The sequence below is a fragment of the Cronobacter sp. HA18003 genome (assembly GCF_011605905.1).
In the GTDB taxonomy this organism is placed as follows: domain Bacteria; phylum Pseudomonadota; class Gammaproteobacteria; order Enterobacterales; family Enterobacteriaceae; genus Cronobacter; species Cronobacter sakazakii.
In genome coordinates this window covers 14664-41478 of sequence record NZ_JAANQO010000027.1, presented here as the reverse complement: position 1 = coordinate 41478, position 26815 = coordinate 14664, and the positions used below count along the sequence as shown (strand labels likewise).

At 58.3% G+C, this 26815-nt stretch carries 27 protein-coding genes; 11 read left to right on the top strand and 16 right to left on the bottom strand.

Annotated elements, in window-relative coordinates; all coding sequences use genetic code 11:
• Positions 1–42 precede the first annotated feature (42 nt).
• The 3 genes from rpe to trpS are packed head-to-tail and all read left to right on the top strand — an operon-like array spanning position 43 to position 2468.
• Entirely contained in the window at positions 43–720 is a 678-nt protein-coding gene (gene rpe / locus G6041_RS19705) for a ribulose-phosphate 3-epimerase (RefSeq protein ID WP_007753071.1), read from the top strand.
• Complete coding sequence (gene gph, locus G6041_RS19700; protein WP_012126400.1) at positions 713–1471, top strand: phosphoglycolate phosphatase; 759 nt, start codon at positions 713–715, stop codon at positions 1469–1471. Before rpe ends, gph begins: the two co-directional genes overlap by 8 nt.
• Positions 1464–2468, top strand: a complete 1005-nt coding sequence (gene trpS, locus G6041_RS19695) for a tryptophan--tRNA ligase (RefSeq protein ID WP_004386579.1) — start codon at positions 1464–1466, stop codon at positions 2466–2468. Before gph ends, trpS begins: the two co-directional genes overlap by 8 nt.
• An 84-nt stretch (positions 2469–2552) precedes the next feature.
• Here the strand turns inward: trpS and G6041_RS19690 are convergent, their stop codons facing one another.
• The 10 genes from G6041_RS19690 to tsgA all read right to left on the bottom strand — a co-directional run bounded on the left by G6041_RS19690 (position 2553) and on the right by tsgA (position 14146).
• Positions 2553–2723, bottom strand: coding sequence for a YhfL family protein (locus G6041_RS19690; RefSeq protein ID WP_007775025.1), 171 nt, complete (start codon positions 2721–2723; stop codon positions 2553–2555).
• A 152-nt stretch (positions 2724–2875) separates the two neighbouring features.
• On the bottom strand, positions 2876–3607 hold the full coding sequence (locus G6041_RS19685) for a GntR family transcriptional regulator (RefSeq protein WP_012126402.1): 732 nt from the start codon (positions 3605–3607) through the stop codon (positions 2876–2878).
• A 101-nt stretch (positions 3608–3708) separates the two neighbouring features.
• A complete protein-coding gene (gene frlD / locus G6041_RS19680; protein ID WP_012126403.1) occupies positions 3709–4494 on the bottom strand; it encodes a fructoselysine 6-kinase in 786 nt (261 codons plus the stop codon).
• Positions 4491–5321 (bottom strand): fructoselysine 3-epimerase, encoded by an 831-nt coding sequence (frlC, locus tag G6041_RS19675; RefSeq protein ID WP_012126404.1) that lies wholly within the window; start codon positions 5319–5321, stop codon positions 4491–4493. The genes frlD and frlC overlap by 4 nt, the downstream gene beginning before the upstream one ends.
• A gap of 50 nt (positions 5322–5371) precedes the next feature.
• On the bottom strand, positions 5372–6394 hold the full coding sequence (gene frlB, locus G6041_RS19670; RefSeq protein ID WP_004386584.1) for a fructoselysine 6-phosphate deglycase: 1023 nt from the start codon (positions 6392–6394) through the stop codon (positions 5372–5374).
• Between the two features lie 21 nt (positions 6395–6415).
• On the bottom strand, positions 6416–7756 hold the full coding sequence (gene frlA / locus G6041_RS19665; RefSeq protein ID WP_012126405.1) for a fructoselysine/psicoselysine transporter FrlA: 1341 nt from the start codon (positions 7754–7756) through the stop codon (positions 6416–6418).
• Positions 7757–8040: 284 nt separating this feature from the next.
• Complete coding sequence (cysG, locus tag G6041_RS19660; protein WP_012126406.1) at positions 8041–9414, bottom strand: siroheme synthase CysG; 1374 nt, start codon at positions 9412–9414, stop codon at positions 8041–8043.
• Between the two features lie 360 nt (positions 9415–9774).
• On the bottom strand, positions 9775–10101 hold the full coding sequence (gene nirD / locus G6041_RS19655) for a nitrite reductase small subunit NirD (RefSeq protein WP_007775045.1): 327 nt from the start codon (positions 10099–10101) through the stop codon (positions 9775–9777).
• A complete protein-coding gene (nirB, locus tag G6041_RS19650) occupies positions 10098–12644 on the bottom strand; it encodes a nitrite reductase large subunit NirB (RefSeq protein WP_166491680.1) in 2547 nt (848 codons plus the stop codon). The genes nirD and nirB overlap by 4 nt, the downstream gene beginning before the upstream one ends.
• Before the next feature lie 314 nt (positions 12645–12958).
• Complete coding sequence (tsgA, locus tag G6041_RS19645) at positions 12959–14146, bottom strand: MFS transporter TsgA (protein WP_007871557.1); 1188 nt, start codon at positions 14144–14146, stop codon at positions 12959–12961.
• 275 nt (positions 14147–14421) lie between these two features.
• Between tsgA and ppiA the strand changes: the two genes are divergently transcribed.
• The 5 genes from ppiA (at position 14422) to argD (ending at position 17762) form a co-directional block, all read left to right on the top strand.
• Positions 14422–14994: a peptidylprolyl isomerase A gene (gene ppiA / locus G6041_RS19640; RefSeq protein WP_004386589.1), complete on the top strand. Its 573-nt coding sequence runs from the start codon at positions 14422–14424 to the stop codon at positions 14992–14994.
• Positions 14995–15098: 104 nt separating this feature from the next.
• A complete protein-coding gene (locus G6041_RS19635) occupies positions 15099–15269 on the top strand; it encodes a YhfG family protein (RefSeq protein ID WP_004386590.1) in 171 nt (56 codons plus the stop codon).
• Entirely contained in the window at positions 15259–15861 is a 603-nt protein-coding gene (locus G6041_RS19630; protein WP_004386591.1) for a putative adenosine monophosphate-protein transferase Fic, read from the top strand. Before G6041_RS19635 ends, G6041_RS19630 begins: the two co-directional genes overlap by 11 nt.
• Before the next feature lie 30 nt (positions 15862–15891).
• Entirely contained in the window at positions 15892–16455 is a 564-nt protein-coding gene (locus tag G6041_RS19625; RefSeq protein ID WP_012126407.1) for an aminodeoxychorismate synthase component II, read from the top strand.
• Positions 16456–16541: 86 nt separating this feature from the next.
• A complete protein-coding gene (gene argD / locus G6041_RS19620; RefSeq protein ID WP_041460757.1) occupies positions 16542–17762 on the top strand; it encodes a bifunctional acetylornithine/succinyldiaminopimelate transaminase in 1221 nt (406 codons plus the stop codon).
• Here argD and G6041_RS19615 read toward each other — a convergent pair whose 3' ends face one another.
• Complete coding sequence (locus tag G6041_RS19615; protein WP_012126409.1) at positions 17763–19847, bottom strand: YccS/YhfK family putative transporter; 2085 nt, start codon at positions 19845–19847, stop codon at positions 17763–17765.
• Positions 19848–19909: 62 nt separating this feature from the next.
• Positions 19910–20542 (bottom strand): cAMP-activated global transcriptional regulator CRP, encoded by a 633-nt coding sequence (crp, locus tag G6041_RS19610; RefSeq protein ID WP_000242758.1) that lies wholly within the window; start codon positions 20540–20542, stop codon positions 19910–19912.
• Positions 20543–20852: 310 nt separating this feature from the next.
• Here crp and G6041_RS19605 point away from each other — a divergent pair, with 310 nt between their 5' ends.
• Positions 20853–21260, top strand: coding sequence for an OsmC family protein (locus G6041_RS19605; RefSeq protein ID WP_004386596.1), 408 nt, complete (start codon positions 20853–20855; stop codon positions 21258–21260).
• Positions 21261–21304: 44 nt separating this feature from the next.
• Here the strand turns inward: G6041_RS19605 and G6041_RS19600 are convergent, their stop codons facing one another.
• The 4 genes from G6041_RS19600 to G6041_RS19585 form a co-directional block, all read right to left on the bottom strand.
• Positions 21305–22174: a phosphoribulokinase gene (locus G6041_RS19600; RefSeq protein WP_004386597.1), complete on the bottom strand. Its 870-nt coding sequence runs from the start codon at positions 22172–22174 to the stop codon at positions 21305–21307.
• 48 nt (positions 22175–22222) lie between these two features.
• A complete protein-coding gene (locus G6041_RS19595; protein WP_004386598.1) occupies positions 22223–22441 on the bottom strand; it encodes a YheU family protein in 219 nt (72 codons plus the stop codon).
• On the bottom strand, positions 22442–23458 hold the full coding sequence (locus tag G6041_RS19590; protein WP_004386599.1) for a hydrolase: 1017 nt from the start codon (positions 23456–23458) through the stop codon (positions 22442–22444). It lies immediately after the preceding gene.
• A gap of 72 nt (positions 23459–23530) precedes the next feature.
• Positions 23531–24250, bottom strand: a complete 720-nt coding sequence (locus G6041_RS19585) for an NUDIX hydrolase (protein ID WP_004386600.1) — start codon at positions 24248–24250, stop codon at positions 23531–23533.
• 196 nt (positions 24251–24446) lie between these two features.
• Between G6041_RS19585 and prs the strand changes: the two genes are divergently transcribed.
• Complete coding sequence (gene prs / locus G6041_RS19580; protein WP_007702556.1) at positions 24447–25304, top strand: ribose-phosphate diphosphokinase; 858 nt, start codon at positions 24447–24449, stop codon at positions 25302–25304.
• Between the two features lie 11 nt (positions 25305–25315).
• Complete coding sequence (locus G6041_RS19575; protein WP_004386602.1) at positions 25316–26806, top strand: nicotinate phosphoribosyltransferase; 1491 nt, start codon at positions 25316–25318, stop codon at positions 26804–26806.
• Positions 26807–26815 lie beyond the last annotated feature (9 nt).

Sequence of the window (26815 nt, the reverse complement as noted above, 5' to 3'; positions counted from 1 at the left end):
CGGTTCCGTCCGCCATACACACAAGACTTAATGGAGAAGCGGATGAAACAGTATTTGATTGCCCCCTCGATTCTGTCGGCCGACTTTGCCCGGCTGGGTGAAGACACCGCACGGGTGCTGGCCGCCGGTGCCGACGTCGTCCATTTCGATGTTATGGATAACCACTATGTGCCAAACCTCACCATCGGGCCGATGGTGCTGAAGGCGCTGCGCGATTACGGTATTACCGCGCCCATCGACGTGCATCTGATGGTAAAACCGGTGGATCGCCTGATCCCCGATTTCGCCGACGCGGGTGCCAGCATCATTACGTTCCACCCGGAAGCCTCCGAGCATATCGACCGTTCGCTGCAACTGATCAAAGAACACGGCTGCAAAGCGGGCCTGGTTTTTAACCCGGCGACGCCGCTGAGCTATCTCGATTACGTGATGGATAAACTGGACGTGATTCTGCTGATGTCGGTCAACCCCGGCTTCGGCGGTCAGTCATTTATCCCGCAGACGCTGGAGAAGCTTAAAGAAGTGCGCCAGCGCATCGACGCCTCAGGGCGCGACATCCGCCTGGAAGTAGACGGCGGCGTGAAGGTCAGCAATATCGGCGCTATCGCCGCGGCGGGTGCCGATATGTTTGTCGCGGGGTCGGCCATTTTCAACGAGCCGGATTATCAGAAAGTCATCAACGATATGCGTAGCGAGCTGGCAAAGGTTTCTCATGGATAAGCTGCAAAAAATCCGCGCTGTCGCTTTCGATCTCGACGGTACGCTGGTAGACAGCGCGCCGGGCCTGACCTGGGCGGTGGACAACGCGCTCTATGCGCTGGAACTGCCGACCGCGGGCGACGCGCGCGTCATTACCTGGATTGGCAACGGTGCCGATGTGCTTATCGAGCGCGCGCTGACCTGGGCGCGTCAGGAGAAAGCCGCGCTTCGCGCCGCCGCGGGTAAACCTGCGCAAACCGACGACATCCCGGAAGAAGAGCAGCGCCGCATGATGCGCCGTCTGTTTGACCGCTATTATGGCGAGGCCGTCGAGGCGGGCAGCGCGCTGTTCCCGGATGTGGCCGAGACGCTAGACGCGCTGCGCCGTCATGGTCTCGTGCTCGGGCTGGTCACCAATAAGCCGACGCCGTTTGTGGCCCCGATGCTGGAATCGCTCGGTATCGCAGACCATTTCAGCATTATTATTGGCGGCGATGATGTGCAGAATAAAAAACCGCACCCGGAGCCGCTTCTGAAAGTTATGGACGCGTTGCAGGTGACAGCGCAGGAGTTGCTCTTTGTCGGCGATTCACGCAATGATATTCAGGCGGCGCAGGCCGCTGGCTGCGCAAGCGTCGGCCTGAGCTATGGCTATAACTACGGTGAAGCGATAACGTTAAGCCACCCGGATTTCGTCTTTGACCATTTCCGCGACTTACTGCCCGCGTTCGGGCTCCCCCACAGTGACAATCAGGAATTGAAAAATGAGTAAGCCCATCGTTTTTAGTGGCGCACAGCCATCCGGAGAACTGACCATCGGTAACTACATGGGTGCGCTGCGTCAGTGGGTTAACATGCAGGACGACTACCACTGCATCTACTGCATCGTGGATCAGCATGCCATCACTGTGCGTCAGGACCCGGCCGCGCTGCGCAAAGCCACGCTGGATACGCTGGCGCTCTACCTCGCCTGCGGCATCGACCCGAAAAAGAGCACCATCTTCGTGCAGTCTCACGTGCCGGAGCACGCGCAGCTGGGCTGGGCGCTGAACTGCTACACCTATTTCGGCGAACTGAGCCGCATGACGCAGTTCAAAGATAAATCCGCGCGCTATGCGGAAAACATCAACGCCGGTCTGTTTGATTACCCGGTGCTGATGGCGGCGGATATCCTGCTGTACCAGACCAATCTGGTGCCGGTGGGCGAAGATCAGAAACAGCACCTGGAGCTGAGCCGCGATATCGCGCAGCGCTTTAATGCCATCTACGGCGACATTTTCCGTGTGCCGGAGCCGTTCATCCCGAAATCGGGCGCGCGCGTGATGTCACTGCTGGAGCCGACCAAAAAGATGTCCAAGTCGGATGACAACCGCAATAACGTCATCGGCCTGCTGGAAGATCCGAAATCCGTTGTGAAGAAAATCAAACGCGCGGTGACCGATTCCGACGAGCCGCCGGTGGTGCGCTACGATGTGGCGAACAAAGCGGGCGTCTCTAACCTGCTCGATATCCTCTCCGCCGTGACCGGCCAGAGCATCCCGGAGCTGGAGCAGCATTTCGAAGGCAAAATGTATGGTCATCTGAAAGGCGAAGTGGCGGATGCCGTCTCCGGTATGCTCACCGAGCTTCAGGAGCGCTATCACCGCTACCGCAACGACGAAGCCTTCCTGCAAAGCGTGATGAAAGAAGGGGCCGAGAAAGCCCGCGCGCACGCTGGCGAAACGCTGAAGAAAGTGTATGAAGCCATCGGGTTTGTGGCGCAGCCGTAATAAAAAACCGGGTCAGCCCGGTTTTGCGTGTCACAGTGAAACCACCTCTCAGGAGGTGGTTTTTTATTGCTCAGCGCAGGCGTATTACTGGTCCGCTGCCGGGCCGCAGCCGCCGATCATTTTCGAAATAGAAATCGCCGGGTGAAGCAGATAGTCATAGCTGCAGGTTTTGTTTTTATTTTCGACATGGCCGGTACAAGCGGTCAGTGAGGAGAGTACGGCGGCCAGCATCGCGAGTTTAATGACGTGTTTCATTATGCATCCCTATAGATAAAGTGTCCTAAATAGCTGATATGAATGTTTTTATGACGATTCATAACGGGACGACTTTATGCGGTTTCAGGCAGGGGAAGTCAACGTCAGTAACAGGACTTGCACAACAGGAAAAACCGCGCGGGCGCGGGTGTTCAGCGCCGCTGGTTGTCGATGGTCAGCGTGACGCGATTAGCGCGGCAGAACAACTCGGAATAGTGCACGGGTTTCTGGTGCTGGTCGTAGGCGATTTTGCTGATGCGAAACAGCGGCTCGCCCAGTTCGCATTTCAGCCACTGCGCTTCGGCTTTGGTGGCGGTGAAAATATCGATGGTCTTTTTATCGCTCACCACCTGCGTATTGAAGCGTTCCTGAAACAGCTGATAGGTTGACGCGCCGGCGCTGTAGAACGCGTCAAACTGCGGATAGCGGGAGAGCGGGATCCACGAGGCGTCGATAAACAGCGGTTCGCCATCGAGATACATCACCCGGCGCAGCAGGAACATCTCGCTGCCGCCCGGAATATTCAGGCGTTCGCAGAACGGATCGGCGCTGACGCGTGTCTGTTCAATCACTTCTTCTTTAGTGGGCTTGCCCTGCGATACGCCGAAATCGGTAAAGCCGCTCACAGTCAGCAGGGCATTTTCCACTTTCTTGCTCTGCACGAACGTGCCTTTACCCTGCCAGCGGATCAGAACGCCATCTTTCACCAGATCGCTAATCGCCTTGCGAATGGTAATGCGGCTGACGTTATAGAGCGTACACAACTCGCTTTCAGTAGGGATCTGCTGGCCGGCCTGATAAACACCTTGCCCGATGTCATCAAGCAGACGCTGTCGGACGGTGGCGTAAAGGAGTTGATGAGAGTAGCGCTCCGTAGCTGGCATGTATCGACCCTGAAGTTGTAGAAAACGTGCGGATGATTATAAGAGCGTTTATTGAGGAGTGACAGGGCGTTGGCGTGAGTTGCGTCACGCCAACGCAGACCTTACCAGGCACCGTGATAGCCAAGCGTTCTCGCCGCGCACTGCGTACCCTGTTTCATGGCATCGATGAGCGGCAGCCCGGCGGCGACAGCGCACAGGAAACCGGCGATGTACGAATCTCCGGCTCCCATCGTATCCACCACCTCAACCTGCTCCGGCGGCATGCGCCAGAACTGCGTGCCATCCCACGCCAGACTGCCGTTCTCGCCGAGCGTGGCGATGGCGACGCCCGCGCCGCACTCCACCACCGTTTGCAGACGGTCGCGCAGCCAGGGCGTCTCGTCATGCGCGGAGGCAAACGCATAATCCAGATGCTCCGGCAGCGTGCGCCACAGCGGGCTTTCCCATTTGTCGGCAAAATCAAATGACAGCGTCTTCCCGGCAGCGTGAAGCGCCGGAAAAGCAGCGTCGGCATGGCCCCAGATGGCGGAGTGAATCATATCGAACCCTGTGAGCCAGCGCAGATCCTCATCGCTCACCGTAAAGCCCGCCATCACGCCTTCGGTGTAGTCGCCAAGAATGCGGTCATTGTTGCGAAGCTCCACCTGGGTCTGCGCCGTGACGCCCGGTCTGGTATGCAGGTGTGAGATATCGACACCGTGGCGCGCCAGATCCTGTTTCAGCATGTCGCCATAGTCGTCATCGCCGGCCCAACTGACGCAGGCGGGCCGCATTCCGTAGCGGGTGCTGTACACCGCCACGTTTACCGCGTTGCCGCCGGAGAACGCTTTGCCAAGCTGCGGGTAGATATCCACGCAGTTATCACCGACTGTCGCCAGTGTTTTCATAGCGCCTCCTGTGGCTGCAGGTCGCGAAAGCGCGCCAGCGCCTGGCGAGCGTAAAGCCGCGGCTCATTCATATACATCGTCACCATCTCGATAGTGCAATAGCCGTCGTAGCCGCGATCGATAATGTCGCGCATCAGCTCGCGCAGCGGCATTTTGCCTTCGCCGGGGATGTAGTGGCTGTCGCTCGCGCCGTCGCTGTCGACGATATGCAGATGGCGCAGCTTATCGCCGAGCTTGTCGAAGTAACTCATCACCGGCTCCCCCTGCACAAACGGCGCGCAGATATCAACCATGCTGTAGAGGCGCGGCGACGGCACCAGCGAGAGCGCCCGCAGCACGTCGTTCGCGTTGCACACGACGTTGGATTCATACGGCGTGAGCGGCTCCAGCAGCAGATCGATGCCGATCTCTTCGGCGAATTCGCACAGCTCGCGCAGGTTATCGGCGAGGCGCTGCCAGATGGCATCAGGCCCGGTGAGGTAGCCCGCGTGGGCCGCGGAAATCAGCGTAAAGCCTGCGTCCATCTCTTTGGCCATTTCCATGGCGAGTTTGATCATGTCGAGGCTTTCGCGGCGCATCCGCTCGTCGCCCAGCATCATGTTATAGGGATACCCGTTGGTTTCCGGCGTGTAGCCGATGATCGGCATCTGATAAACGCGGGAAAGCTCTTTTACCTGACGAATGCCGCCTGCGTTGAGATCCGGCGCAAACGCGTGCGGCCTGCCGCCCCACAGCTCCAGCCCGTCATAACCCAGTTCGTGCGCGTCGCGAAAGGCGTGCTCCAGCGGCAGCCGCTGATGCCCGCAGGTAAACATACCCGTTTTCATAACCCTTCTCCTTGCATCAATATCCGGCCCCCGCAGGGGCCGGGCGGGGATTAATATTCAACAATGCCGCCGTAGTAACGACGGTCGTCCGGGTTGTGGTCTTTGTAGATGGAGAGGTAGTAGCAGAGCCACTCCATCGGCACGAACATCAGGAACGGCGCGAGCCACGGGTGCAGCCCCTGGGAAATCTCCGCGTAGTCGATGACGATGACGTTATCGGTACGCTCGCGTACAAAGCGGATCGCGCGCTCGGTGGTGTGGCGGCTCTCATCGTTGCCAAGCAGGAACAGGAACGGCACGCCCGGCTCGACAATCTCCAGCGGCCCGTGGCGGAATTCGCCGCTCTCAATCACCGAGCCATGCGTCCAGGTAAACTCCATCAGCGTCACGATCCCCTCTTTGTAGCCGAGCGGGCGCAGCGGGCCTGCGGAAACGGTGTAGATCATCGGCCACTGCGACGCCTGCTCGCCGAGCTGGCGGCCTTTGTCTTCCCAGGTGCGCACCAGATGGCCCAGCGCCTGCGGCAGCTTGCGCAAGTCGTTTTTGATTTTGCCGATCTCCGCGTGCGGCGCCTGACGGGTGATCATCTCCAGCACCACGCTGTAGCAGAGCAGCAGATGAATTTCCCAGATGCAGTCAGCTTCATACGCCACCACGTGTTCAGCGGCCTGCACGATCGGGCTGTCCGGGCGCTTGGTGAACGCGGCGGTCAGTGCGCCGCAGGCCGCACCCAGCTCCAGCGCCTTAATGACTTCTTCGGTTTTGCCGTAGTCGGAGACGCCAATCACCGCGCACTTCGCATCAAGGCGGTGCGGCGTGTTGTCGCAAAACTCCCAGCCGGAAAGCGCGTAAACCTGAAGGCTTGAGTAACGATCCGCCAGGTGCTTCGCCGTCTGTGCCGCGTTTAGTGGCGAGCCGCAGGCGACGAAATAGATGCGGTCAATACCGCGCTGGATCATCTCATCCACGATGGCGTGTACGCGCGGCACATCCTTTTCCAGAATTTTTTCTACCTCCTGAACCATATTTTCGGTAACCAGGAAATCCACGGTGCTTTTATCGATATTCAACATGAAACAACTCTCCAGACAGGGTTAAGAAACATGAGCCAGACGGCGGTTGCGCTTTTCCCAGAAGGCGTAAGCGGGCAGGCCGGTGGCGATAACAATCAGGGCGCAGATAAGGCCGGGAACCGGTGCCCACACGAAGGTGGAGGCGACCAGAATCAGGCTTGAGGCGATGGCGGCGAAGGTCATGAGGCCGAAGGCCGGGGTGCGCCACAGCGGTTGGTAATCCTCACGCTTGCGACACCAGATGATGGAGCCGAAGGTGAGCGTGTTTTTAAAGCACATCACCAGGGTGAAATAGCCGAGCAGGCTGGTGAGGTCTGACACGAAGATGAAGAAGATGCCCAGCGCGCACTGCAAAATGATGGAGACATCCGGCGTGTTGTATTTCGGGTGCACGTGGCCGAAGCATTTGAAGAACAGGTTGTCTTTCGCCATCGCGTATTCGAGACGCGGCTGATACATCACGCAGCTGGAGAGCGAACCTAAAATAACGATCATGGCGGTAATGGCGACAAATACGCCCGCCACGCTGCCAAGCGCCGGAATGTAAGTCAGCGCGTCGGAAATCGGCGTTTCAGAGGCGGCGAGTTTGTCGAACGGCATCAGCCCGGAGATAACCAGCGCCAGCAGCGAGTAGAGCACCAGCACCAGCAGGCAGGAGCCAATCAGCGCCCGCGGCATGGTTTTGCCAGGGTTTTTGATTTCGCCGGTCATGTAGCAGATGGACGCCATGCCGGTGTAGGACCAGCTGGTAGCCGAGATCCCCGCCAGCAGCGCCATGATGCCCGCCGCCGCGCTGGTGGTGGCATTGGTGGCCGGCGCTGTGAAGTTATCGCCCTTCAGCCAGAAGACGCCGATGCCAATCACAATCGCGAAAGGAATGATTTTGGCGATGGTAATCAGCGTCTGGAACGTCGCGCCGCCTTCCACCGAGCGCAGGTGCAGCAGCATAAACGCGAGGATAAGCGCGGTTGCGACGAGCTTGCCGGTAAGCGGATCGAGCGGCACCAGAAACCCGAAGTTACTGACAATGGCGAGCGCCATGATGGAGAGCGACGGCGCGTCGTTGGCCCAGAAGCTGGCCCAGCCGGAGAGGAACGCCAGCGGGCGGCTGCCGGCGTTTTTGAGATACACGTAATCAGCGCCGTTCTCGGGGTAAGCGGTAGAGAGCTCCGCGTAAACGCACATCTGCGGGATCACAATCAAACCACCAATGACAAACGCGAGCACCGTGAGCCACGGCGTGCCTGCTGCTTTCGCCACTTCACCAACCGAAACGAAAATACCGGAACCGACGGTCGTTCCGACGGAAATGGCCAGCACGGCCCAGAAGCCGAGCTTGCGTTGGAGTTCCTGGCCTTCCATATCGTTACCTTTTTAGTATTGAACAGGGTTGTAGGATTCAGAGCGCGTCGCCCGGATGAAGGCAGCAGGAGGCCGCACGACCCGTCAGATGGGGTCGCGGAATGCCGTCAGGCTGTTTTCATGATGAGATGACGCATAACGAATATAACAACACATAATGAATTGTGTTGGCGAGGCAGATCACAAAATCACCGCATGTTAGCGATATGTAATATATTTTAATGCTATGTCTTTGAAAGGTAAGGAAAGAAAGTTTCAGGCCAGCGAGGCTGGCCTGAGAGAGGTTATTTAGACGAGAACCAGTTGAGTTTATCGCGCAGCGCCACGACACGGCCGACAATAATCAGGCTCGGGCTTTCCACGCGTTGCGCCAGCGCGCCAAGCTCGGTGAGTACGCCTGCGACCACGCGCTGTTTGACGCTGGTGCCGTTTTCCACCAGCGCTACCGGCATCTGCGGATCCATGCCGTGTTCAATCAGTTTTTCCTGGATGGCGGCGGCCTGGTTTAACCCCATGTAGAACACCAGCGTCTGTTTTTCGGCGGCGAGATTATGCCAGTCAAACTCACCGCCGTTTTTCAGATGTCCGGTGATAAGCCGCACGCTCTGGGCGTAATCGCGGTGGGTCAGCGGCAGCCCGGCGTAGGCTGAACAGCCCGACGCCGCGGTGATGCCCGGTACCACAGAGAAAGGAATGCCCGCGTCGCAGAGCGTTTCCAGTTCTTCGCCGCCGCGCCCGAAGATAAACGGATCGCCGCCTTTCAGGCGCACCACGCGTTTGCCGCGCTGGGCTTCGCGCAGCAGGATCTGGTTTATCTCCTCCTGCGGCACGCAGTGATAGCCCGCGCGTTTGCCCACGAACACGCGATCGGCGTCGCGGCGCACCAGATTCATAATCTCATCGGAGACCAGACGGTCATAGACCACGATATCCGCCTGTTGGATCTGCTGAAGCCCTTTGAGCGTCAGCAGGCCCGGATCGCCAGGGCCCGCGCCCACCAGTACGACTTCGCCGCGATCGTCAAGCGGTTCACTCAGCAGCGTTTCGGTAATACGGGTGACGGCCTGTTCATCGTCATTGGCGAGCGACTGCGCGAGGCGGTCGTTAACGAAAAACTTCTCCCAGAAGCGGCGGCGTTCGCTCATGGAGGTGAAAGTTTGCTTCACGCGGCGGCGCAACTGTCCGGCATATCCCGCGACTTTACCGAGGTGTTGAGGCAGCAGCGCTTCGAGCTTTTCGCGCAACAGGCGTGCAAGCACGGGTGACGTGCCGCCAGAGGAGATGGCCACCATCAGCGGCGAGCGGTCGATAATCGAGGGCATGATGAAGCTCGCCTGTTTTGGCGCATCCACCACGTTGCAGAAGATACGGCGCGCTTCGGCGGCCTCGCTGACCTGATTATTTACCGCGTCATCGTCCGTGGCGGCGATAGCCAGCCAGCAGTCGTCGAGCAGGCTTGCGTTAAATTCGCCCTGCACCAGGCGCAGCATGCCCTGTTTTGCCCAGGCTTTAAACTGCGGCGCGAACGCGAGCGCGTTGACCGTAAGCGCTGCGCCTGCCTCCAGCAGCAGACGCGCCTTACGTTCTGCGACATCGCCGCCGCCGACCAGCAGGCAGGCGCGATGACGTAACTGACAAAATATCGGCAGGTGATCCACGGCGTATCCTTCTTCTCGGGCTTAATGAGCGGGTTGTGGGGCGGTGTGGGCGACAGGCTGCGGGCGCTTCGCTTTCAGGGAGCATATCAGTAACCCAAACTCGTGAACACGGCGTCAGAAGGCGTATTCGCGGGGATTACCCCCAACAGGTTATGCGCGGTACTCCTGAATATGGAAGGCTTCTGGCCCAATACGCTACCAACGCTCCCGGAATGTGAACGCTGGTAGCGTTTTCATAAGTAGCGCTTTTGGCTGACGTCCTTAAAACACCGTGGTGGATGCGCTGCGCTTATCCACCCTACGGAACTGACGCTCTTATATCGCGCAGGTGGATACACAGCGCGTATCCACCTGGGATATTTACGCCTTAACCTGTACCTGACCGTCTTTCACGCGCGCCTCAAAGTGCGCGACAGAACGGCTTTCATCTTCCATGCACAGCCCATCGCGTAGGCGGAAGCGCTGCTTTTTCAGCGGGCTTGCCACCCATAACTCGCCCTGATGTTCGGCGATGATGCCGCGAGAAAGAACGCTGGCCTCAAAAAATGGGTCGATATTGCTGATGGCGTACACCTCGTCGTTCGCGCGCGGGCGGAAAATCGCCACCTGGTGTTCGCCGACCAGCGCGCAAACGCCGGTCGCCGGAATGATCTCATCGAGCGAACAAATCGTGTTCCACTGACTCATACGGTTTCCTCCACGAAGGTGACAGGGATGCGTTCATACGGCGTGGCCGGGCGGTGCTGCTGGCGCTCCGGCACCACCTGCACGTTAGGGTCACGGCGATCGCTGTTCACGAAATGTTTAAAGCGGCCCTGCGCCTGCGGATCGTTGACCGTTTCGGTCCACTCGCAAATCACCGCCTCGCGCAGACGCGTCATTTCGGCTTCGAGCTGGCTGTTCAGGCCCAGCTTGTCGTCAATGATGACGCTTTTCAGGTAGTCGATGCCGCCTTCCATATTGTCCAGCCACGGCGCGGTACGGGTCAGTTTGTCTGCGGTGCGAATGTAGAACATCATGAAGCGGTCGAGATAGCGCACCAGCGTTTCTTTATCAAGATCCGCCGCCAGCAAATCCGCATGACGCGGTTTCATGCCGCCATTACCGCAGACATAGAGGTTCCAGCCTTTCTCAGTAGCGATAATGCCGACGTCTTTACCCTGCGCCTCGGCGCATTCACGCGTACAGCCGGAGACGCCGAATTTCATTTTGTGCGGCGTGCGGATGCCTTTGTAGCGGTTTTCCAGCTCAACGCCGAAGCCCACGCTGTCGCCGACGCCATAACGACACCAGGTGCTGCCGACACAGGTTTTCGCCATGCGCAAGGCTTTGGCGTAGGCGTGGCCGGTTTCGAAGCCTGCGGCAATCAGCTGACGCCAGATCTCCGGCAGGTCGTCTTTCTGCGCGCCGAACAGGCCGATGCGCTGAGAGCCGGTGATTTTGGTGTAGAGGTTAAATTCGCGGGCGATACGGCCCACTTCCATCAGCCCTTCCGGGGTGATCTCGCCGCCAGCCGAGCGCGGGATCACGGAGTAGGTGCCGTCTTTCTGGATATTCGCCAGGAAGTTGTCGTTAGTATCCTGAAGCGGCGTGTGCTGCGGCTTGAGAATGTATTCATTCCAGCAGGACGCCAGCAGCGAGCCGACGGTTGGCTTACAGACTTCACAGCCGTAGCCTTTGCCATATTTCGCCAGCAGCTCCTCGAACGATTTAATGCCTTCGACGCGAATGAGGTGATACAGCTCCTGGCGGGAGAACGCGAAGTGCTCACACAGGTTGTTGTTCACTTCGATGCCCTGTTTCGCCAGTTCAGCGTTCAGCACCTGAGTGACCAGAGGGATACAGCCGCCGCAGCCGGTACCGGCTTTGGTTTCAGCTTTCAGCGCCGCGACGGTATGACAACCTTTGTTAATGGCGGCGATAAGCGCGCCTTTGGTGACGTCAAAGCAGGAGCAAATCTGCGCGCTGTCCGGCAGTTTATCAACACCAATAGACGGCTTACCGCTGGCGGCGTGCGCCGGGAGGATCAGGGAATCCGGGTTTTCCGGCAGCTCGATGCCGTTCAGCACCAGTTGCAGCAGATTGCCGTAATCGCTGGTGTCGCCCACCAGCACCGCGCCGAGCAGCGTTTTGTTATCTTCACTGACGATAAGGCGTTTGTAGATCTCTTTGCTCTCGTCGAGGAACACATAGCTGCGTGATTTCGGCGTGCGGCCATGCGCGTCGCCGATGCCGCCGACGTCAACACCCAGCAGTTTCAGCTTGGCGCTGAGATCCGCGCCTTCAAACTGGTTGCCCCCGTTGCCGAGAATATGGTCAACCGCCACCTGCGCCATTTTGTAGCCCGGTGCGACGAGGCCATACACGCGGCTGTTCCAGCTGGCGCATTCGCCAATGGCGTAGATATCCGGGTCGGAGGTCTGGCACTGGCCGTTAATCACAATGCCGCCGCGCGGCGCGATGTCGAGATCGCACTGTTTCGCCAGTTTGTCGCGCGGGCGGATACCGGTGGAGAACACGATGAAATCCACTTCCAGCTCGCTGCCGTCGGCAAAGCGCATCGTTTTACGCGCTTCAGTGCCCTGCTGGACAATCTCCTGGGTGTTTTTGCTGGTGTGAACTCGCACGCCCATGCTTTCGATTTTACGGCGCAGCTGCTCGCCGCCCATCTGGTCAAGCTGTTCGGCCATCAGCATCGGCGCGAATTCAATCACGTGCGTTTCGACGCCCAGGTTTTTCAGCGCGCCCGCGGCTTCCAGACCGAGCAGACCGCCGCCAACCACCGCGCCGCGTTTGCTGCGACGCGCGCAGGCTTCAATCGCGTTCAGATCTTCGATGGTGCGGTAAACGAAGCAGTCCTGGGTGTCGGAGCCTTTAATCGGCGGGATCCACGGGTAGGAGCCGGTCGCCATGATCAGTTTGTCGTAGAAGACGGTGCGCCCGGCGCTGGAGTGGATCACTTTCTCCTGGCGATTAATGGTGATGGCGCGCTCGCCCACCAGGACTTTCACACCGTGCTTGTCGTAGTAGCCTTCACGGACCAGCGAAAGCTCTTCCGCGGTGTGATGGGAGAAATAAGAGGAGAGGTGCACGCGGTCATAGGCGATGCGCGGCTCCTCACAGAAGACGGTGATGTCGAACTGGCCTGGTTCGGCTTTATCGAGAAGGTCTTCGATAAAGCGGTGACCAACCATGCCGTTACCGATAATAGCGAGTCTGACTTTGCTCATTTTTGCCTCGATTTCTTTTCTATTACCGCCTACCTTAACGATTCAGCACCCTCGCTTATTGATGTAAATCAATTACATCTTTGTATACCCCTTAATGGTTATATTGTTGATTTTAGTGGTATTTCCTAAGTGCAGGAATTAACAGAGGTTTCGCGGGTGTCGGTTTTTTGTGCCGCAATGGCGCAAATTTTCGCCAGAAGTATTGATGGCGTGAAGGCGTTAAAGTGAGGCGGGAGAAGAGGGCAAACCGCAAAGCGTGAGGGAAACGAAAGAGGAAAAATGTCCCTTCCCGGCAGGGAAGGGACAGATAAGACTTAGTGCGCCGCTTCTGCCTTCGCGTGCTGGCGATGGCGGGTAACAAAGCCCAGCGCGAAGCACATCACGAACACCACAGCGTAAAGGCCGTTGGCGGTAAACAGCGCCGCCTGCGGGCCGTGATTCGCCACAATCGGGCCCGTCACGATAAAGGTCAGCATGGTGCCGACGGTGCCGCAGGTCAGGATAAAGTTAACCAGTTTCGGCGAGGAGACTTTGGTCTGCTGCGAGCCGAGCGTAATGATGGTGGTGTAAATCGCGCTGGAGAAGAAGCCCAGTGCCAGAATGAACCACGCCATATGCTCCGGCTTGCTGGTGATGAAAAAGTACATCAGCACCGTGGCGAGACCCGCCAGCACGGTCAGAATGCGCTGCAAATCAAAGAAGCGCAGCACGAAGCTGAAGACCCACATGCCGACCATGTAAGACATCCAGAAGTTGCTCACCAGCGTGCCGGCGTCGTTCAGGTTCATGCCGAGGCCTTTAGTGGCGTATTCCGGCACCCAGCCGATAAAGCCGAGCTGGCCCAGAATGTAGCAAAGCGCCGCGATGGAGAGGAACAGCACGCCCACGCCCCATTTCTCTTTCACGACCGGCTGGTTTTCCTTCACGGCGTGTTTGCCGAGCACCGGGAAATCGCAGCCGAACGTCAGGATGAAAATCGCGACATAAACCAGACCAATGCAGGCGTAGACCCAGTACCACTCGATGCTGCGCGCCAGCAGGAAGGCGGCGACCATCGGGAAGATCATCCCGGCCATGCTGAAGAAGGAGTCGGTAAACAGCAGGCGTGAGCCGCGCTGACGGCCTTCATACATATGGGTAATCAGGAACGTCCCGATCGACATCGTGATCCCGCTCACCAGGCCAAGCACAAACATCGCGGCGGAGAAGAGCGTCAGGCTCTGGCTGAACATCAGCGCCACCACGGCAAGCACCATTAACACGAAGCCAAAGCGCAGCTGGGTTTTCAGCGGCACGATTTCCATCAGCCAGGCGTTTAAAAAGATAGAGATCAAAATCCCGGCGTTCAGGAAAGTGAAGGTGTTACTCATGCTGGATACGGGCAGTTTGAAATATTCTGCGATATTTCCCATCACCATCCCGGTGACGATTACCAACGCGCCAGTAAGGGCGTAGGAAAAAAAGCTGATCCATGTGAGCTTAATACGATTGCTGTTAGTCATGACTGGCCTGTGAATAGAAGTGTAAAGCGCGTTGACGGCGCCGGGAACCCAGGCATTCTAGGTGGTATTGTGATCCAATAAAACATTCATTGATCACATGTCGTGTAAAACGACATGCTTTATATGACGGGGCTCACAGAATTTCACGCATCAGATCCGATGAGCGCTTTTTCGCTGCGCGCTGGTTCGTAAATCCAGGTAAATCGCTGGCACGTCATGCAATCGCTATTTAGAATCGACCCACTCGCTTATTTCTGCTTCGTAAGGAATTCTTCATGCTCAAATCCACTCTGGCGGCTGTTGCGGCTGTATTTGCTCTCTCTGCCCTGTCTCCTGCTGCGCTGGCGGCAAAAGGCGACCCGCACGTTCTGCTGACGACCTCTGCGGGAAATATTGAGCTGGAGCTGAACAGCCAGAAAGCGCCGGCGACCGTGAAAAACTTCGTTGATTACGTCAACAGCGGTTTTTATAACAACACGATTTTCCATCGCGTGATCCCAGGCTTTATGGTGCAGGGCGGCGGCTTTACTGCGGATATGCAGCAGAAGCCGACCAACGCGCCGGTGAAAAACGAAGCGGATAACGGCCTGCCAAACGCGCGCGGCACCATCGCGATGGCGCGCACCGCAGAGAAAGACAGCGCCACCAGCCAGTTCTTTATCAACGTGGCGGATAACGCGTTTCTGAACCACGGCCAGCGCGATTTCGGCTATGCCGTTTTCGGTAAAGTCGTGAAGGGTATGGATGTGGCGGACAAAATCGCCCAGGTTCAGACTCACGACGTCGGCCCGTACCAGAATGTACCGTCCAAACCTGTCGTTATCCTCTCCGCGAAAGTCCTGCCGTAATCTTCCTCACGCGGGCTTTGCGGCCCGCGTTGCTTCTCCTCCCGGCAAACCCGGCTGTTGCTGCTTATACTTGTGGCACACGGGGTTACGCTCAGGGAGGCAAAATGCCAAAGAAACTCACCGACAAACAAAAGTCCCGTCTCTGGGACGCGCAAAAGAATCAGAACTTCCAGGCCAGCAACCGGCTGGAAGGCATTGAGGTGCCTCTGGTGACCTTATCCCGCGAAGAAGCGCTGGCGCGCATTGAAGAGCTAAGGGGGCACTATGAGCGATAAATTCGGCGACGGGCGCGACCCTTATTTCTGGTCCGGCAGCGATGTGCTGCGCAACCGGCTGAACATTCATGCCGCGCAGGATCTGCAACATGCCGAGCGTGAACTGACCTCGCTGCGCGCGGCGACGCTGGAACTCGGCCCGGTACAGCGCGGGCTGCCGCACCTGTGCGCCATTCACCGCCAGCTTTTCCAGGATATCTACGACTGGGCGGGCGAACTGCGTGAAGTGGACATCTATCAGGGTGAAACCCGCTTTGCGCATTTCGAATATCTGGAGACAGAGGGCAACGCGCTGATGCAGGCGCTGGAAGATGAGGACTATCTCATTGGTCTGGAGCCCGAGGCGTTTGTCGCGCGCCTCGCGCACTACTACTGCGAAATCAACGTGCTGCATCCGTTCCGTATCGGTACGGGCCGCGCCCAGCGTATCTTCTTCGAACAGCTGGCGCTGCATGCGGGCTACAGCCTCGACTGGCGCGGCGTGGAGGTTGAGGCGTGGCGCGCCGCCAACCAGGCGGGAGCGATGGGCGATCTGGCACCGCTTGAGAAAATCTTCGCAAGCGTAGTGAGCGAAGCGCGGGAAAGCGAGTAAACTGGCGCGGTTCTTTTTTCCGGAGCCGCCATGTTACTGCTTATCGACAACTACGATTCTTTCACCTGGAACCTGTTTCAGTATTTCAGCGAGCTGGGCGCGGAGGTGGTGGTCAGGCGCAACGATGAACTGACGTGCGACGATATCGAGGCGCTCGCCCCGGCGCGCCTCGTGATCTCTCCCGGCCCCTGTACGCCGAATGAAGCTGGTATTTCACTGGCGGCGATCCGGCGTTTTGCCGGTCACCTGCCGATCCTCGGCGTTTGCCTCGGGCATCAGGCCATCGGACAGGCCTTCGGCGCGGCCGTGGTGCGCGCGGAAAAGGTCATGCACGGCAAGACCTCAGTGATTTCGCACACCAACAGCGGCGTGTTTGCGGGGCTCAACAACCCGCTGACCGTGACCCGCTATCACTCGCTGATTATCGACCGCGCCACGCTGCCCGCGGAGTTTGAGATAACCGCCTGGACGGACGCGGGCGAGATCATGGGCATTCGTCACCGCCACCTTGCGCTTGAAGGCGTGCAGTTCCACCCGGAAAGCATTCTCAGCGAGCAGGGCCATCAGCTACTGGCGAACTTTCTGGCGCGCTGAATTTTTATTGCCTTTTAGTGATTTTTTATTCATATTTTGTGCTTATCTTTTCATGTGCGATGGCACATTTACTGGATGGGCATGAAATGGCAACTGAAAAAACAGCAATTACGCGCGCCACCTTTGATAACGTGATCCTGCCGATTTATGCACCGGCTGAATTTATCCCGGTGAAAGGCAAAGGCAGCCGCGTGTGGGATCAGCAGGGCAAAGAGTATGTCGATTTCGCGGGCGGGATCGCGGTAACCGCGCTCGGCCACTGCCACCCGCGGCTGGTAGAGGCGCTGAAAGCGCAGGGCGAAACGCTCTGGCATACCAGCAACGTCTTTACCAACGAGCCTGCGCTGCGCCTGGGCCAGAAGCTGGTGGACGCCACCTTCGCCGAGCGCGTGGTGTTTATGAATTCCGGCACCGAAGCCAACGAAACCGCGTTCAAGCTCGCCCGCCACTACGCCATCACCCGCCACAGCCCATACAAAACCAAAATCATCGCGTTTTATAACGCCTTTCACGGACGTTCGCTGTTTACCGTCTCCGTGGGCGGCCAGGCGAAATACTCCGACGGTTTCGGCCCGAAACCGGCTGATATCATTCATGTGCCGTTTAACGATCTCGATGCGGTAAAAGCAGTGATGGACGACCACACCTGCGCGGTCGTGGTCGAGCCGGTGCAGGGTGAGGGCGGTGTGACCGCCGCGACGCCGGCCTTCCTGCGCGGCCTGCGCGAGCTGTGTGATGCGCATCAGGCGCTGCTGGTTTTCGATGAAGTGCAGTGCGGCATGGGCCGCAGCGGCAAGCTGTTTGCCTATATGCACTACGGCGTGACGCCCGACATCCTGACCAGCGCCAAAGCGCTCGGCGGCGGCTTCCCGGTTAGCGCGATGCTCACCACTCATGATATCGCCTCGGCGTTTCACGTCGGCTCGCACGGCTCCACTTACGGCGGTAACCCGCTCGCCTGCGCGGTGGCGGGCGAAGCGTTTGATATCATCAACACTCCGGAGGTGCTGGGCGGCGTAGCGCATAAACGCGAGCAGTTCGTACAGCATCTGGCGCAGATTGGCGAGCAGTACGGCTTATTCAGCGATATTCGCGGTATGGGCCTGCTGATCGGTGCCGAGCTGACGCCCGCCTTCCACGGACGCGCGCGCGATCTCCTCTACGCCGCGGCGGCGGAAGGCGTGATGGTGCTGAACGCCGGGCCGGACGTGTTGCGTCTTGCGCCGTCGCTGCTGGTGGAGCGCGCAGATATCGACGAAGGCATGGCCCGCTTTGCACGCGCCGTCGCGCGCGTGGTCAACGGCTAATCATGGTGACTGGCTCAGGCGTCGTCTGAGCCAGATCCCGTGATGCGGGCGCTGACGCCACGCCACGGAAGAGATGGTATGCATGGTGCGCAGGTGATCGAGAATGCGCAGCAGATGATGTTCCATCACGCCCGGCGCTCCTTCCGGCAAAACGTCTTCGCCCTCCAGTACCGCCTCGTTTTGCGTATCGCCCGGCGCGTCATGCTCAAGCCGCTGCTGGCAGCGCTGTAGCGCAATTTCACACGCCTGTAAGTAGCGCGCTGCGGTTTCTGGCGGCAGCGCGGTTTGCTCGCGCGCCATCGTCGTTATCGCGTTGATGTGCTCGACAATAAACTGGCTGTGTGTCACCCACAGGCGCATATCCTCCAGATAACGGCTGTTAAAGCCGGGCTCCTGCATAGCCTGATTGAGCGAGTTATAGAGCGCGTTATGCGCCTGGTTGACCTGCATACGCTGCCAGGCGAGCGGGCCGGGTTGCGGGTCGCCGCTCACGATCAGGCGCAGCGCCTCCTGGTCTGCCTCCAGCGCGTCATGCGCGTTCTGGCGCAGCAGGCCGCTTTGCCACTGGGGCCAGAGCCAGACCATGCCGCCGAACGCGATAAGACAGCCGGACAGGGTGTCTATCAGGCGCGCCACGATATACTGCTCGCCGTTGAGCGTCAGGATTTGCAGTGAATAGACCGCCGTGACGGTAAAGCCAATCATCGCCCAGCCGTAGTGCCGCCGGATTATCAGATAACTGATTAACGTCACCAGCAGCATGCCGAGCAGGGTATAGCCCTGAGGCACTTTCAGGTGCAGCGTGATGCCTGCGATAATCAGCCCCGCCAGCGTGCCGCCCGCCCGGTGCAGGATGCGCACGCGCGTCGCGCCATAGCCGTTTTGGGTGACGAACAGCACCGTCATCAGGATCCAGTACGGCTTCGGCAGCTGGAACGCGCTCCCTAACAACCCCGCCGCCGCCAGCATTACGCCCAGACGCGCGGCGGTGCGCAGCGCGGCGGATTTCAGCGACAAATAGCTTTTCAGCGCCCGCAGCAGCGGCAGGCGGCGCTTACCGCTGTCCATCAGGTCACGGGCGTAGAGCGGGCGCTGGGTGCGCAGGACACGTGCGATGCGGCTGAAATGGTATTCGCAGAACTGGCCAACCGGGTTATCCGGGTGCTGGCGGGCGATTTTCGCCAGCGCCTCGACCTGCTTATCCATTGAGAAGCGGTGCGAATAGCGGTGGTAGAGAATGTCGTCAGAGAGCGTGCGCAGCCGCGTGGCGACGGTCTGCGCCGTCCAGCGCAACACCGCTTCGGCGTGGCTGCGCTCCACCAGTTTTTGCACTTCGCCGGGCTGATGCAGCGACACCGAGATGTGCTCCTGGAGATCCAGCGCCACCTGAAACGTGCGCAGCAGGCGCTTATAACCGTTCTGCTTAGTGGCGGAAAGCATTTGCAACTGCTGATAGCACTGGCTTATCTGATCCACCACTTTTTGCTGATGCACCAGCAGCGGCGGCAGCGCCTGTTCCGGCTCAGTGTGGCGCGTCAGCAGGCTGTATTTGGCTTCGCAGTAGTCGGCGAGGCTTTTATAAATCAGGCTTAACGATTCACGCAGCGGCTGCTCGCGCCACAGCCAGAACCAGAAACCGTTAAACGCGCCATACCAGAGCGTGCCGAGTACATAGAGCAGCATAGGCTGCCAGATGGGCATATTGCCGGCGAGGCTTAACGTAAAGATCGCCGCGATGAGCGAGGCGGGCAACAGACGCGCATGCAGCGGGCTGATCTCCGCCGTCACGCCAAGCAGCAGCGCCAGCATCAGCAGAATGAGCGGCAGCGGCACAGACTGCAGCAGCAACAGCTGCACCGCCAGACTGCTCAGCGCAAACAGCGATGCGCCGATGATCAAGCGTTTAAAAAAGCGTTTGTGCGGGGTATCGAGACCGGCAATGTTGCAGCAGGCGGGAACGAGCGAGAACAGCAACCCTTGTTGAAGATGGCCCAGCATCAACCCGACCGCCACCGGCAGGCTTAAGATGAGCGTTTGCCGTAAAGCGTAATTAATTTCAGGGTGATAGATAAGACGACGCCACATAGGGGAGAAGTATAGATACAAAAACGGCGTGTTACCGAAGCGACACGCCGTTTTTTGATTTTTTAGCGGGTTCCGTAAACCACGATGGTTTTCCCGTGGGCGGAGATCAGGTTTTGATCTTCGAGCATTTTCAGAATGCGGCCAACGGTTTCGCGGGAGCAGCCGACGATCTGGCCGATTTCCTGACGCGTGATTTTGATCTGCATCCCGTCAGGATGGGTCATCGCGTCCGGCTGTTTCGCCAGATTCAGCAGGGTCTGCGCGATGCGGCCAGTCACGTCGAGGAAGGCGAGGTTGCCCACTTTCTCAGAGGTAACTTGCAGGCGGCGAGCCATCTGCGAGGAGAGACGCATCAGAATATCCGGGTTAACCTGGATCAACTGACGGAATTTTTTGTAGGAGATTTCAGCCACTTCACAGGCAGTTTTAGCGCGAACCCAGGCGCTGCGCTCCTGACCTTCCTCGAACAAACCCAGTTCGCCGATGAAGTCACCCTGATTCAGGTACGAGAGGATCATCTCCTTGCCCTCTTCATCTTTGATCAGCACTGCCACTGAGCCTTTAACGATGTAATACAGCGTCTCCGCTTTTTCACCCTGGTGAATCAGCGTGCTCTTAGATGGATACTTATGAATGTGGCAATGTGACAAGAACCATTCAAGAGTCGGGTCTGTTTGCGGTTTGCCAAGCACCATGCGCGGTTATCCTCTGTTTTAAACTGGCTCCAAAGACAGGGCGCGTAACCCCTGTCTGGCTTTGCATTCATCATCTTCCCGAGTCCTGGGAAGTTGGCTGTCCGTGGACGTCGCAGCCGATAAATTATCTTCTCCTCTGCATACATGCGTAACATCAATGTATCGCCGCTGCATCCAGACTGTTTTAGCATAGCTTTTCTCAGGTGTCTCCTGTTGTCTCGTTTCAGCTTGACGCAGGTCGCCCTTCCATTGCCTCTGACGTCGCGCGCGCGTAATCTGTCAGAAAAATGAATAGCCTGGAGTGATTAACATGCATGCACGAGTGAAATGGGTGGAAGGGTTAACCTTCCTGGGCGAGTCCGCCTCCGGGCATCAGATCCTGATGGACGGCAACTCTGGCGACAAAGCGCCGAGCCCGATGGAAATGGTTTTGATGGCCGCGGGCGGCTGCAGCGCGATTGATGTTGTCTCTATTCTGCAAAAAGGCCGTCACGACGTGACCGACTGCGAAGTGAAGCTGACGTCAGAGCGTCGCGAAGAAGCGCCGCGTCTGTTTACGCATATCAATCTGCATTTTGTGGTGACAGGCAAAGCCCTGAAAGACGCGGCAGTGTCGCGCGCGGTGGATCTGTCGGCAGAGAAGTATTGCTCGGTAGCGCTGATGCTCGGTAAAGGGGTCAACATCACCCATTCGTATGAAGTGATTGAAGCGTCATGAGATGACGGACGGCCCGGCAGGCGCAGCGCCACCGGGCATCGCCGTCACGCTATCTGTTTTCCTTCCATCAGCCGCTGCACCAGCGGCAGCATAATAAGTTCCATCGCGAGCCCCATCTTCCCGCCCGGCACCACCAGCGTATTGATATGTGAGATAAACGAGCCCTGCAGCATCGCCAAAAGCCACGGATAATCGATGTTATCCAGATTGCGGAAGTGAATGACCACGAAGCTTTCATCAAGCGACGGAATGCCTTTCGCGGCGAACGGATTGGAGGTGTCCACCGTCGGCACGCGCTGGAAGTTAATATGGGTGCGTGAGAACTGCGGCGTGATGTAGTTAATGTAATCTTCCATTGAGCGCACCACGGAATCCATCACCGCCTCGCGCGAGTGGCCGCGCTCGCTGGTATCGCGGATGAGCTTCTGTATCCACTCCAGGTTGACGATAGGCACCACGCCCACCAGCAGATCGACATGCTTCGCCACGTCATGCTGCGGCGTCACCACGCCACCGTGCAGCCCTTCGTAAAACAGCACGTCCGTCGGCTCCGGCAGCGGCTGCCACGGCGTAAACGTGCCGGGCACCTGATTCCACGGCACCGCTTCGTCATAGGTGTGCAGATATTTACGCGACTGTCCTTTGCCGGTCAGCCCGTACTCCACAAAGGTTTGCTCCAGCAGGCCGAAATCGTTCGCCTCCGGGCCGAAGTAACTGATATGGCGGCCAAGATCGCGCGCTTTGCGAATAGCCATGTCCATTTCCGGGCGTGTGTAGCGGTGAAAGCTGTCGCCTTCCACTTCGGCGGCACGGAGATTCAGCTGGGCGAAAATTTTACGAAACGCGAGGCTGGTGGTGGTGGTTCCCGCGCCGCTGGAGCCTGTGACGGCGATAACCGGATGTTTGGCAGACATAGCGAGACAACTCCCTGAAGCGGCGGGGCAAGGCTCCGCCTGGCAACGTTAACCGCGAAACTGCGAACGCGGCATGATATTGACCGTTTCGTGCAGCTCAGACCACACCAGAACGGCTTCGCCACTTTGCAACTGACGCCGCACGTCGGCGACCTTTTGCTCAAGCGAGCGTTCATGTTCACCATAATCGGTGCCTTCGCGCAAGACGAAGGCTTCAATCAGGCGCTCCAGGGTGTCGGGCGCGATCTCTTGCCAGGGAATGATCATTTATCGGTCCAGATACGGGGTTAACCAGTCAGGAATGCGCTGTTCCAGCCACATTTTGGGCTGACGCAGCGTGCCGCCGACAAAGCCCACGTGACCGCCATGCTCTGTCAGTTGATATTCAATATTAGCAGGCAGCGTGGTGGTGTCGGGGATCACGTGATGATCCATAAACGGGTCGTCTTTGGCGTGGATAATCAGCGTCGGACGGGTGATGCTGGCGAGACGCGGCATCGCGCTGCACTGGCGATAGTAATCGACGGCATCGCTAAAACCGTGAATTTTCGACGTAATCAAATCATCGAAATCGCGGATGCGGCGCAGGCGCTTAAGCTGGGCGAGCTCAATCGGCAGCGTGCCGGGCCAGGCCTTCAGCTTGCGGGTGGCGTTGGCTTTCAGCAGGTTCAGCAGATAGAACTGATAAAAGCGTGAAAAGCCTTTTTCCATATGGTTGCAGCAGTGTTCGAGCATAAACGGCGCGGACACAATCACGCCTGCCGTCAGCGGGAAGCTGGCGTCAATCTCCGCCATCAGGCAGCCGAGCATATTGCCGCCGAGCGAATAGCCCACCGCCGCCGTCGGCACGGTGCCGTAGCGCTCATCCAGCCAGCGCAGGAAAAAGGTGCCGTCTTCGGTTTCGCCCGAATGATAGATGCGCCCCAGTTTGTTTGGCACGCCGCTACAGCCGCGAAAGTGCATCACCACGCCGAGCCAGCCGCGCGCTTTCGCCGCATGGATAAGTCCGTGGGCGTAAGGACTGTGCAGGCTGCCTTCCAGACCGTGAAACACCACCAGACGCGGTTTATGACGCGCCTGGTCAGGGTTTTCGCTAAACGCCAGGTCAACAAAATCGCCGTCCGGCAGATCCAGACGCTGCCAGTGCGGCTCAAACTGCAAACGGCGGCGCAGCACGCGCGGCAGCATGGTTTGCAGGTGTGGATTGCTGACTCCCGGCATTGGCTGAAAGTGTGAGGAATCGGTGTTCAGTGCAGGAAGTTCTGCGGGAGTAATGTCGGCCATAGCTGATGTCTTTTATTAGTTCGCTAATTACTATACCGGTTGTGATTCATTTTGTTGATGCTTTGGTGCGGATCACTCGGCCAGTAAATTGCGCGAGAACAGGTGAATATCGGCATCCGGCTTGCGTCGCCAGAGCCTGGCCTTACGCGCGCCGGTGGCGACGCTCTCGCCGGTCTCTTCAAACATGCCGGACGCCTCAAAGCGCCGGATCAGGCTTTTACGCTGGATGGGCTGGCCGAGAATAATCTCCGTCGCCTCCTGAAGCTGGCTCAGCGTAAAACACTCCGGCAGACAGTAGACCGGCAGGAGTGAATACATTGTTTTCTGGCGCAGGCGGCGCAGCGCGGCCTCGATAATCGTCTGGTGATCGAACGCCAGCTCGATAGCGTCAAGCTCCGCCACCGGCACCCACTGCGCATCGCTGACGGAGGCGATATGCGGCTGGCAGTCGACCCAGGCGATAAGCGCAAACCAGGCGGTGGTGAGACTCCAGCCGCGCGGGTCACGATCCGGGCCGGAAAACGTCTCCAGTTGCTCAAGCCATGACGGGCGTACGCCGGTTTTTTCGGTCAGCTTACGCAGCGCCGTCGCGTGGGTGGAATCATCTTTCTGCATATCGATAAACCCGCCGGGCAGCGCCCAGCGGCCCTGCTGCGGCTGACGGGCGCGCTGTACCAGCAGCACGCAGAGCGCCTGATCGTGCAGGGTGAACAGCACGCTGTCGACGGTCACCAGCGGGGAAGGGAACCGCGCAGGGTCATAAGTTTCCAGATATTCCGCTTCAGTGGTCATGCGCCGCTCCGTTTAATTGTCTCAGAGACAAGTTTAACAGCCCTGAACGCCGGGACAAAGTAAACCTGTAATGTTTTAATTTTCAGCGACATGCTATTTTTTAGCCAGTGCGGCGAAAATTTCGCTTGCTAATTAGTGTCTCTTGGACAATATTAAATGTGTCGCAAGGACATAAACTAATTAACCGGGGGCGAAAATGATGCAGCCGCAACTGATGGTAGACGGACAAGAGATTGCAACACAGACCGGGCGTTTTCCTGACGGCGCCGTGTGGGCGAAAGTGACCGGCGAACTGCCGCGCGTCGCCTCGCTGATGCGCATTCGCGCCGCCGCCATGAAAACGATGGACGATTTCATGCTGCTGGCGCAGCTCACCGACGCGGTGCGCCAGCACTGTGACGTGCGCTTCAGCCATCTGGAACTGCCGTGGCTGCCGTATGCCCGCCAGGACAGGCACATGCAGCCGGGTGACAGCTTCGCGCTGAAAGTCTTCGCCCGCCAGCTGAACACCCTCGGTTTCGACAAAGTGATCGTACTCGACCCGCACAGCGAAGCCGCCGCCGCCGCGATTGAAAATCTGGTGGCTATCCCGCAGGAGCGTTGCCTGTTACAAAGCAAGACGCTGGAGCGTGCCCTGAAGGCCGGCGAGTTAATGCTGGTGGCACCTGATGCCGGGGCGCTTAAAAAAATCCATGCCGTCGCGCAGGCGGCGGGTGTTCATGAATTTGCCATTCTGACCAAACAGCGCAACGTCGCGACCGGCGAGCTGACCGGTTTTCGCCTGGTGGACGGCGACGTGAAAGGCAAAGCGGTGCTGATTGTGGACGATCTCTGCGATGCGGGCGGCACGTTTATCGGCTCAGCCCAGGTGCTGCGTGACGCCGGGGCAAGCAGCGTCAGTCTCTATGTCACCCACGGCGTGTTTTCTAAAGGCGTCGAAAACCTGCTGAATAACGGCATTGATAAGCTGTATACGACCACCTCCTTCGCGCCCGCTGAACTGGCGCAGGAACGGGTAGAAATGATTGATATCAATACAATTTATAACGCGTAAGGAGAAGGGCGATGAACATGAATCCGATTCTGGCTATTGATGGCTACAAAGTGTCGCACCGCGAGCAGTACCCGGCAGGCACCACTAAAGTCTATTCCAACTTTACGCCGCGCAGCGACCGTCATTTCCACTCTCCTGTCGCGGACGGTAAACTGGTGTTCTTCGGCCTGCAGGGATTCCTGCAATGGTTCCTGGTCGATCTGTTTAACGAGCAGTTCTTCGCGCGCCCTGAGGCGGAAGTGGTGGACGAGTATCAGGCGGTAATGGACAGCTATATCGGCAAGGGCGCTGTCAGCGCGGATCACATTCGCGCGCTGCATCAGCTCGGTTATCTGCCGCTGCATATCAAAGCGCTGGATGAAGGCAGCAAAGTGGCGATGAAAGTGCCGGTGCTGACTATTACCAATACCCTTCCGGAATTCTTCTGGCTGGTGAACTACCTGGAAACCGTGCTCTCGGCGGAGCTGTGGAAATCCTCCACCAACGCCACTATCGCGCATCACTACCGGACTATCTGCGAGCGCTGGGCAGAGAAAACTTGCTCTGACGTAAGCCACCTCGATTTTCAGTGCCACGATTTCTCGTTTCGCGGCATGTCCGGCCTTCAGGATACCGCGCAGGCGGGCTGCGGCCACCTGCTGAGCTTTAAAGGCACCGATAATATTCCGTCGATGCTCTACGCCCGCGATTACTACACCCAGGGCCAGGAGTGCTTTATTGCCGCGTCCATCCCGGCGACCGAGCACAGCGTGATGTGCATGGGTGAAAAAGAGAGCGAAATCGAGACGTTCCGCCGCCTGATTTGCGATCTCTACCCGAACGGCTTTGTCTCGATTGTCTCGGACACCTGGGATTACTGGCGCGTTATCACGGAATATACCCGTGAGCTGAAAACGCAGATTATGGCGCGTGAAGGCCGCGTGGTGTTCCGCCCGGACAGCGGCGACCCGGTGGAGATCCTCTGCGGCACCGGTGCCGATGACGACACGCGCGCCGACCGCACGCCGGAAGAGAAAGGCTCAGTGGAAGTGCTGTGGGAAATTTTCGGCGGCACCGTGAATGACAAAGGCTTCAAAGTGCTCGACCCGCATGTGGGGCTGATTTACGGCGATTCCATCACGCTTGAGCGCGCCGAAGAGATCCTGCGCCGTCTGGCGGCGAAAGGCTTCGCCAGCTCTAATGTGGTGTTTGGCGTCGGTTCGTTTACCTATCAGTACAACACCCGCGATACCTTTGGGTTTGCGATGAAAGCGACATACGGCGAAGTGAACGGCGTGGGCCGCATGATTTTCAAAGAGCCGAAAACCGACAGCGGACTGAAACGCTCAGCGCGCGGGCTGCTGCGCGTCGAGCGTGACGACAACGGCGACTATCAGCTGTTTGACGAACAGACGCTGGAACAGGAACAGCAGGGTGAACTTAAAACCCGTTTCCTGGATGGCAAACTTCACGGCGTGGAGCATCTGGAAACCCTGCGCCAGCGCCTGGCGGCGCAGCGTTAATCCAGCGCA

Coding starts and splice junctions, on each gene's coding strand:
- gph (WP_012126400.1), top strand. CDS start 713: ATGGATAAGCTGCAAAAAATCCGCGCTGTCGCTTTCGATCTCGACGGT.
- tsgA (WP_007871557.1), bottom strand. CDS start 14,146: ATGACTAACAGCAATCGTATTAAGCTCACATGGATCAGCTTTTTTTCC.
- frlB (WP_004386584.1), bottom strand. CDS start 6,394: ATGTTGAATATCGATAAAAGCACCGTGGATTTCCTGGTTACCGAAAAT.
- prs (WP_007702556.1), top strand. CDS start 24,447: ATGATGCAGCCGCAACTGATGGTAGACGGACAAGAGATTGCAACACAG.
- G6041_RS19605 (WP_004386596.1), top strand. CDS start 20,853: ATGCATGCACGAGTGAAATGGGTGGAAGGGTTAACCTTCCTGGGCGAG.
- frlD (WP_012126403.1), bottom strand. CDS start 4,494: ATGAAAACACTGGCGACAGTCGGTGATAACTGCGTGGATATCTACCCG.
- frlA (WP_012126405.1), bottom strand. CDS start 7,756: ATGGAAGGCCAGGAACTCCAACGCAAGCTCGGCTTCTGGGCCGTGCTG.
- crp (WP_000242758.1), bottom strand. CDS start 20,542: ATGGTGCTTGGCAAACCGCAAACAGACCCGACTCTTGAATGGTTCTTG.
- trpS (WP_004386579.1), top strand. CDS start 1,464: ATGAGTAAGCCCATCGTTTTTAGTGGCGCACAGCCATCCGGAGAACTG.
- G6041_RS19685 (WP_012126402.1), bottom strand. CDS start 3,607: ATGCCAGCTACGGAGCGCTACTCTCATCAACTCCTTTACGCCACCGTC.
- G6041_RS19600 (WP_004386597.1), bottom strand. CDS start 22,174: ATGTCTGCCAAACATCCGGTTATCGCCGTCACAGGCTCCAGCGGCGCG.
- frlC (WP_012126404.1), bottom strand. CDS start 5,321: ATGAAAACGGGTATGTTTACCTGCGGGCATCAGCGGCTGCCGCTGGAG.
- nirB (WP_166491680.1), bottom strand. CDS start 12,644: ATGAGCAAAGTCAGACTCGCTATTATCGGTAACGGCATGGTTGGTCAC.
- G6041_RS19590 (WP_004386599.1), bottom strand. CDS start 23,458: ATGGCCGACATTACTCCCGCAGAACTTCCTGCACTGAACACCGATTCC.
- argD (WP_041460757.1), top strand. CDS start 16,542: ATGGCAACTGAAAAAACAGCAATTACGCGCGCCACCTTTGATAACGTG.
- ppiA (WP_004386589.1), top strand. CDS start 14,422: ATGCTCAAATCCACTCTGGCGGCTGTTGCGGCTGTATTTGCTCTCTCT.
- nirD (WP_007775045.1), bottom strand. CDS start 10,101: ATGAGTCAGTGGAACACGATTTGTTCGCTCGATGAGATCATTCCGGCG.
- G6041_RS19595 (WP_004386598.1), bottom strand. CDS start 22,441: ATGATCATTCCCTGGCAAGAGATCGCGCCCGACACCCTGGAGCGCCTG.
- G6041_RS19575 (WP_004386602.1), top strand. CDS start 25,316: ATGAACATGAATCCGATTCTGGCTATTGATGGCTACAAAGTGTCGCAC.
- G6041_RS19625 (WP_012126407.1), top strand. CDS start 15,892: ATGTTACTGCTTATCGACAACTACGATTCTTTCACCTGGAACCTGTTT.
- G6041_RS19585 (WP_004386600.1), bottom strand. CDS start 24,250: ATGACCACTGAAGCGGAATATCTGGAAACTTATGACCCTGCGCGGTTC.
- G6041_RS19690 (WP_007775025.1), bottom strand. CDS start 2,723: ATGAAACACGTCATTAAACTCGCGATGCTGGCCGCCGTACTCTCCTCA.
- G6041_RS19635 (WP_004386590.1), top strand. CDS start 15,099: ATGCCAAAGAAACTCACCGACAAACAAAAGTCCCGTCTCTGGGACGCG.
- G6041_RS19615 (WP_012126409.1), bottom strand. CDS start 19,847: ATGTGGCGTCGTCTTATCTATCACCCTGAAATTAATTACGCTTTACGG.
- G6041_RS19630 (WP_004386591.1), top strand. CDS start 15,259: ATGAGCGATAAATTCGGCGACGGGCGCGACCCTTATTTCTGGTCCGGC.
- rpe (WP_007753071.1), top strand. CDS start 43: ATGAAACAGTATTTGATTGCCCCCTCGATTCTGTCGGCCGACTTTGCC.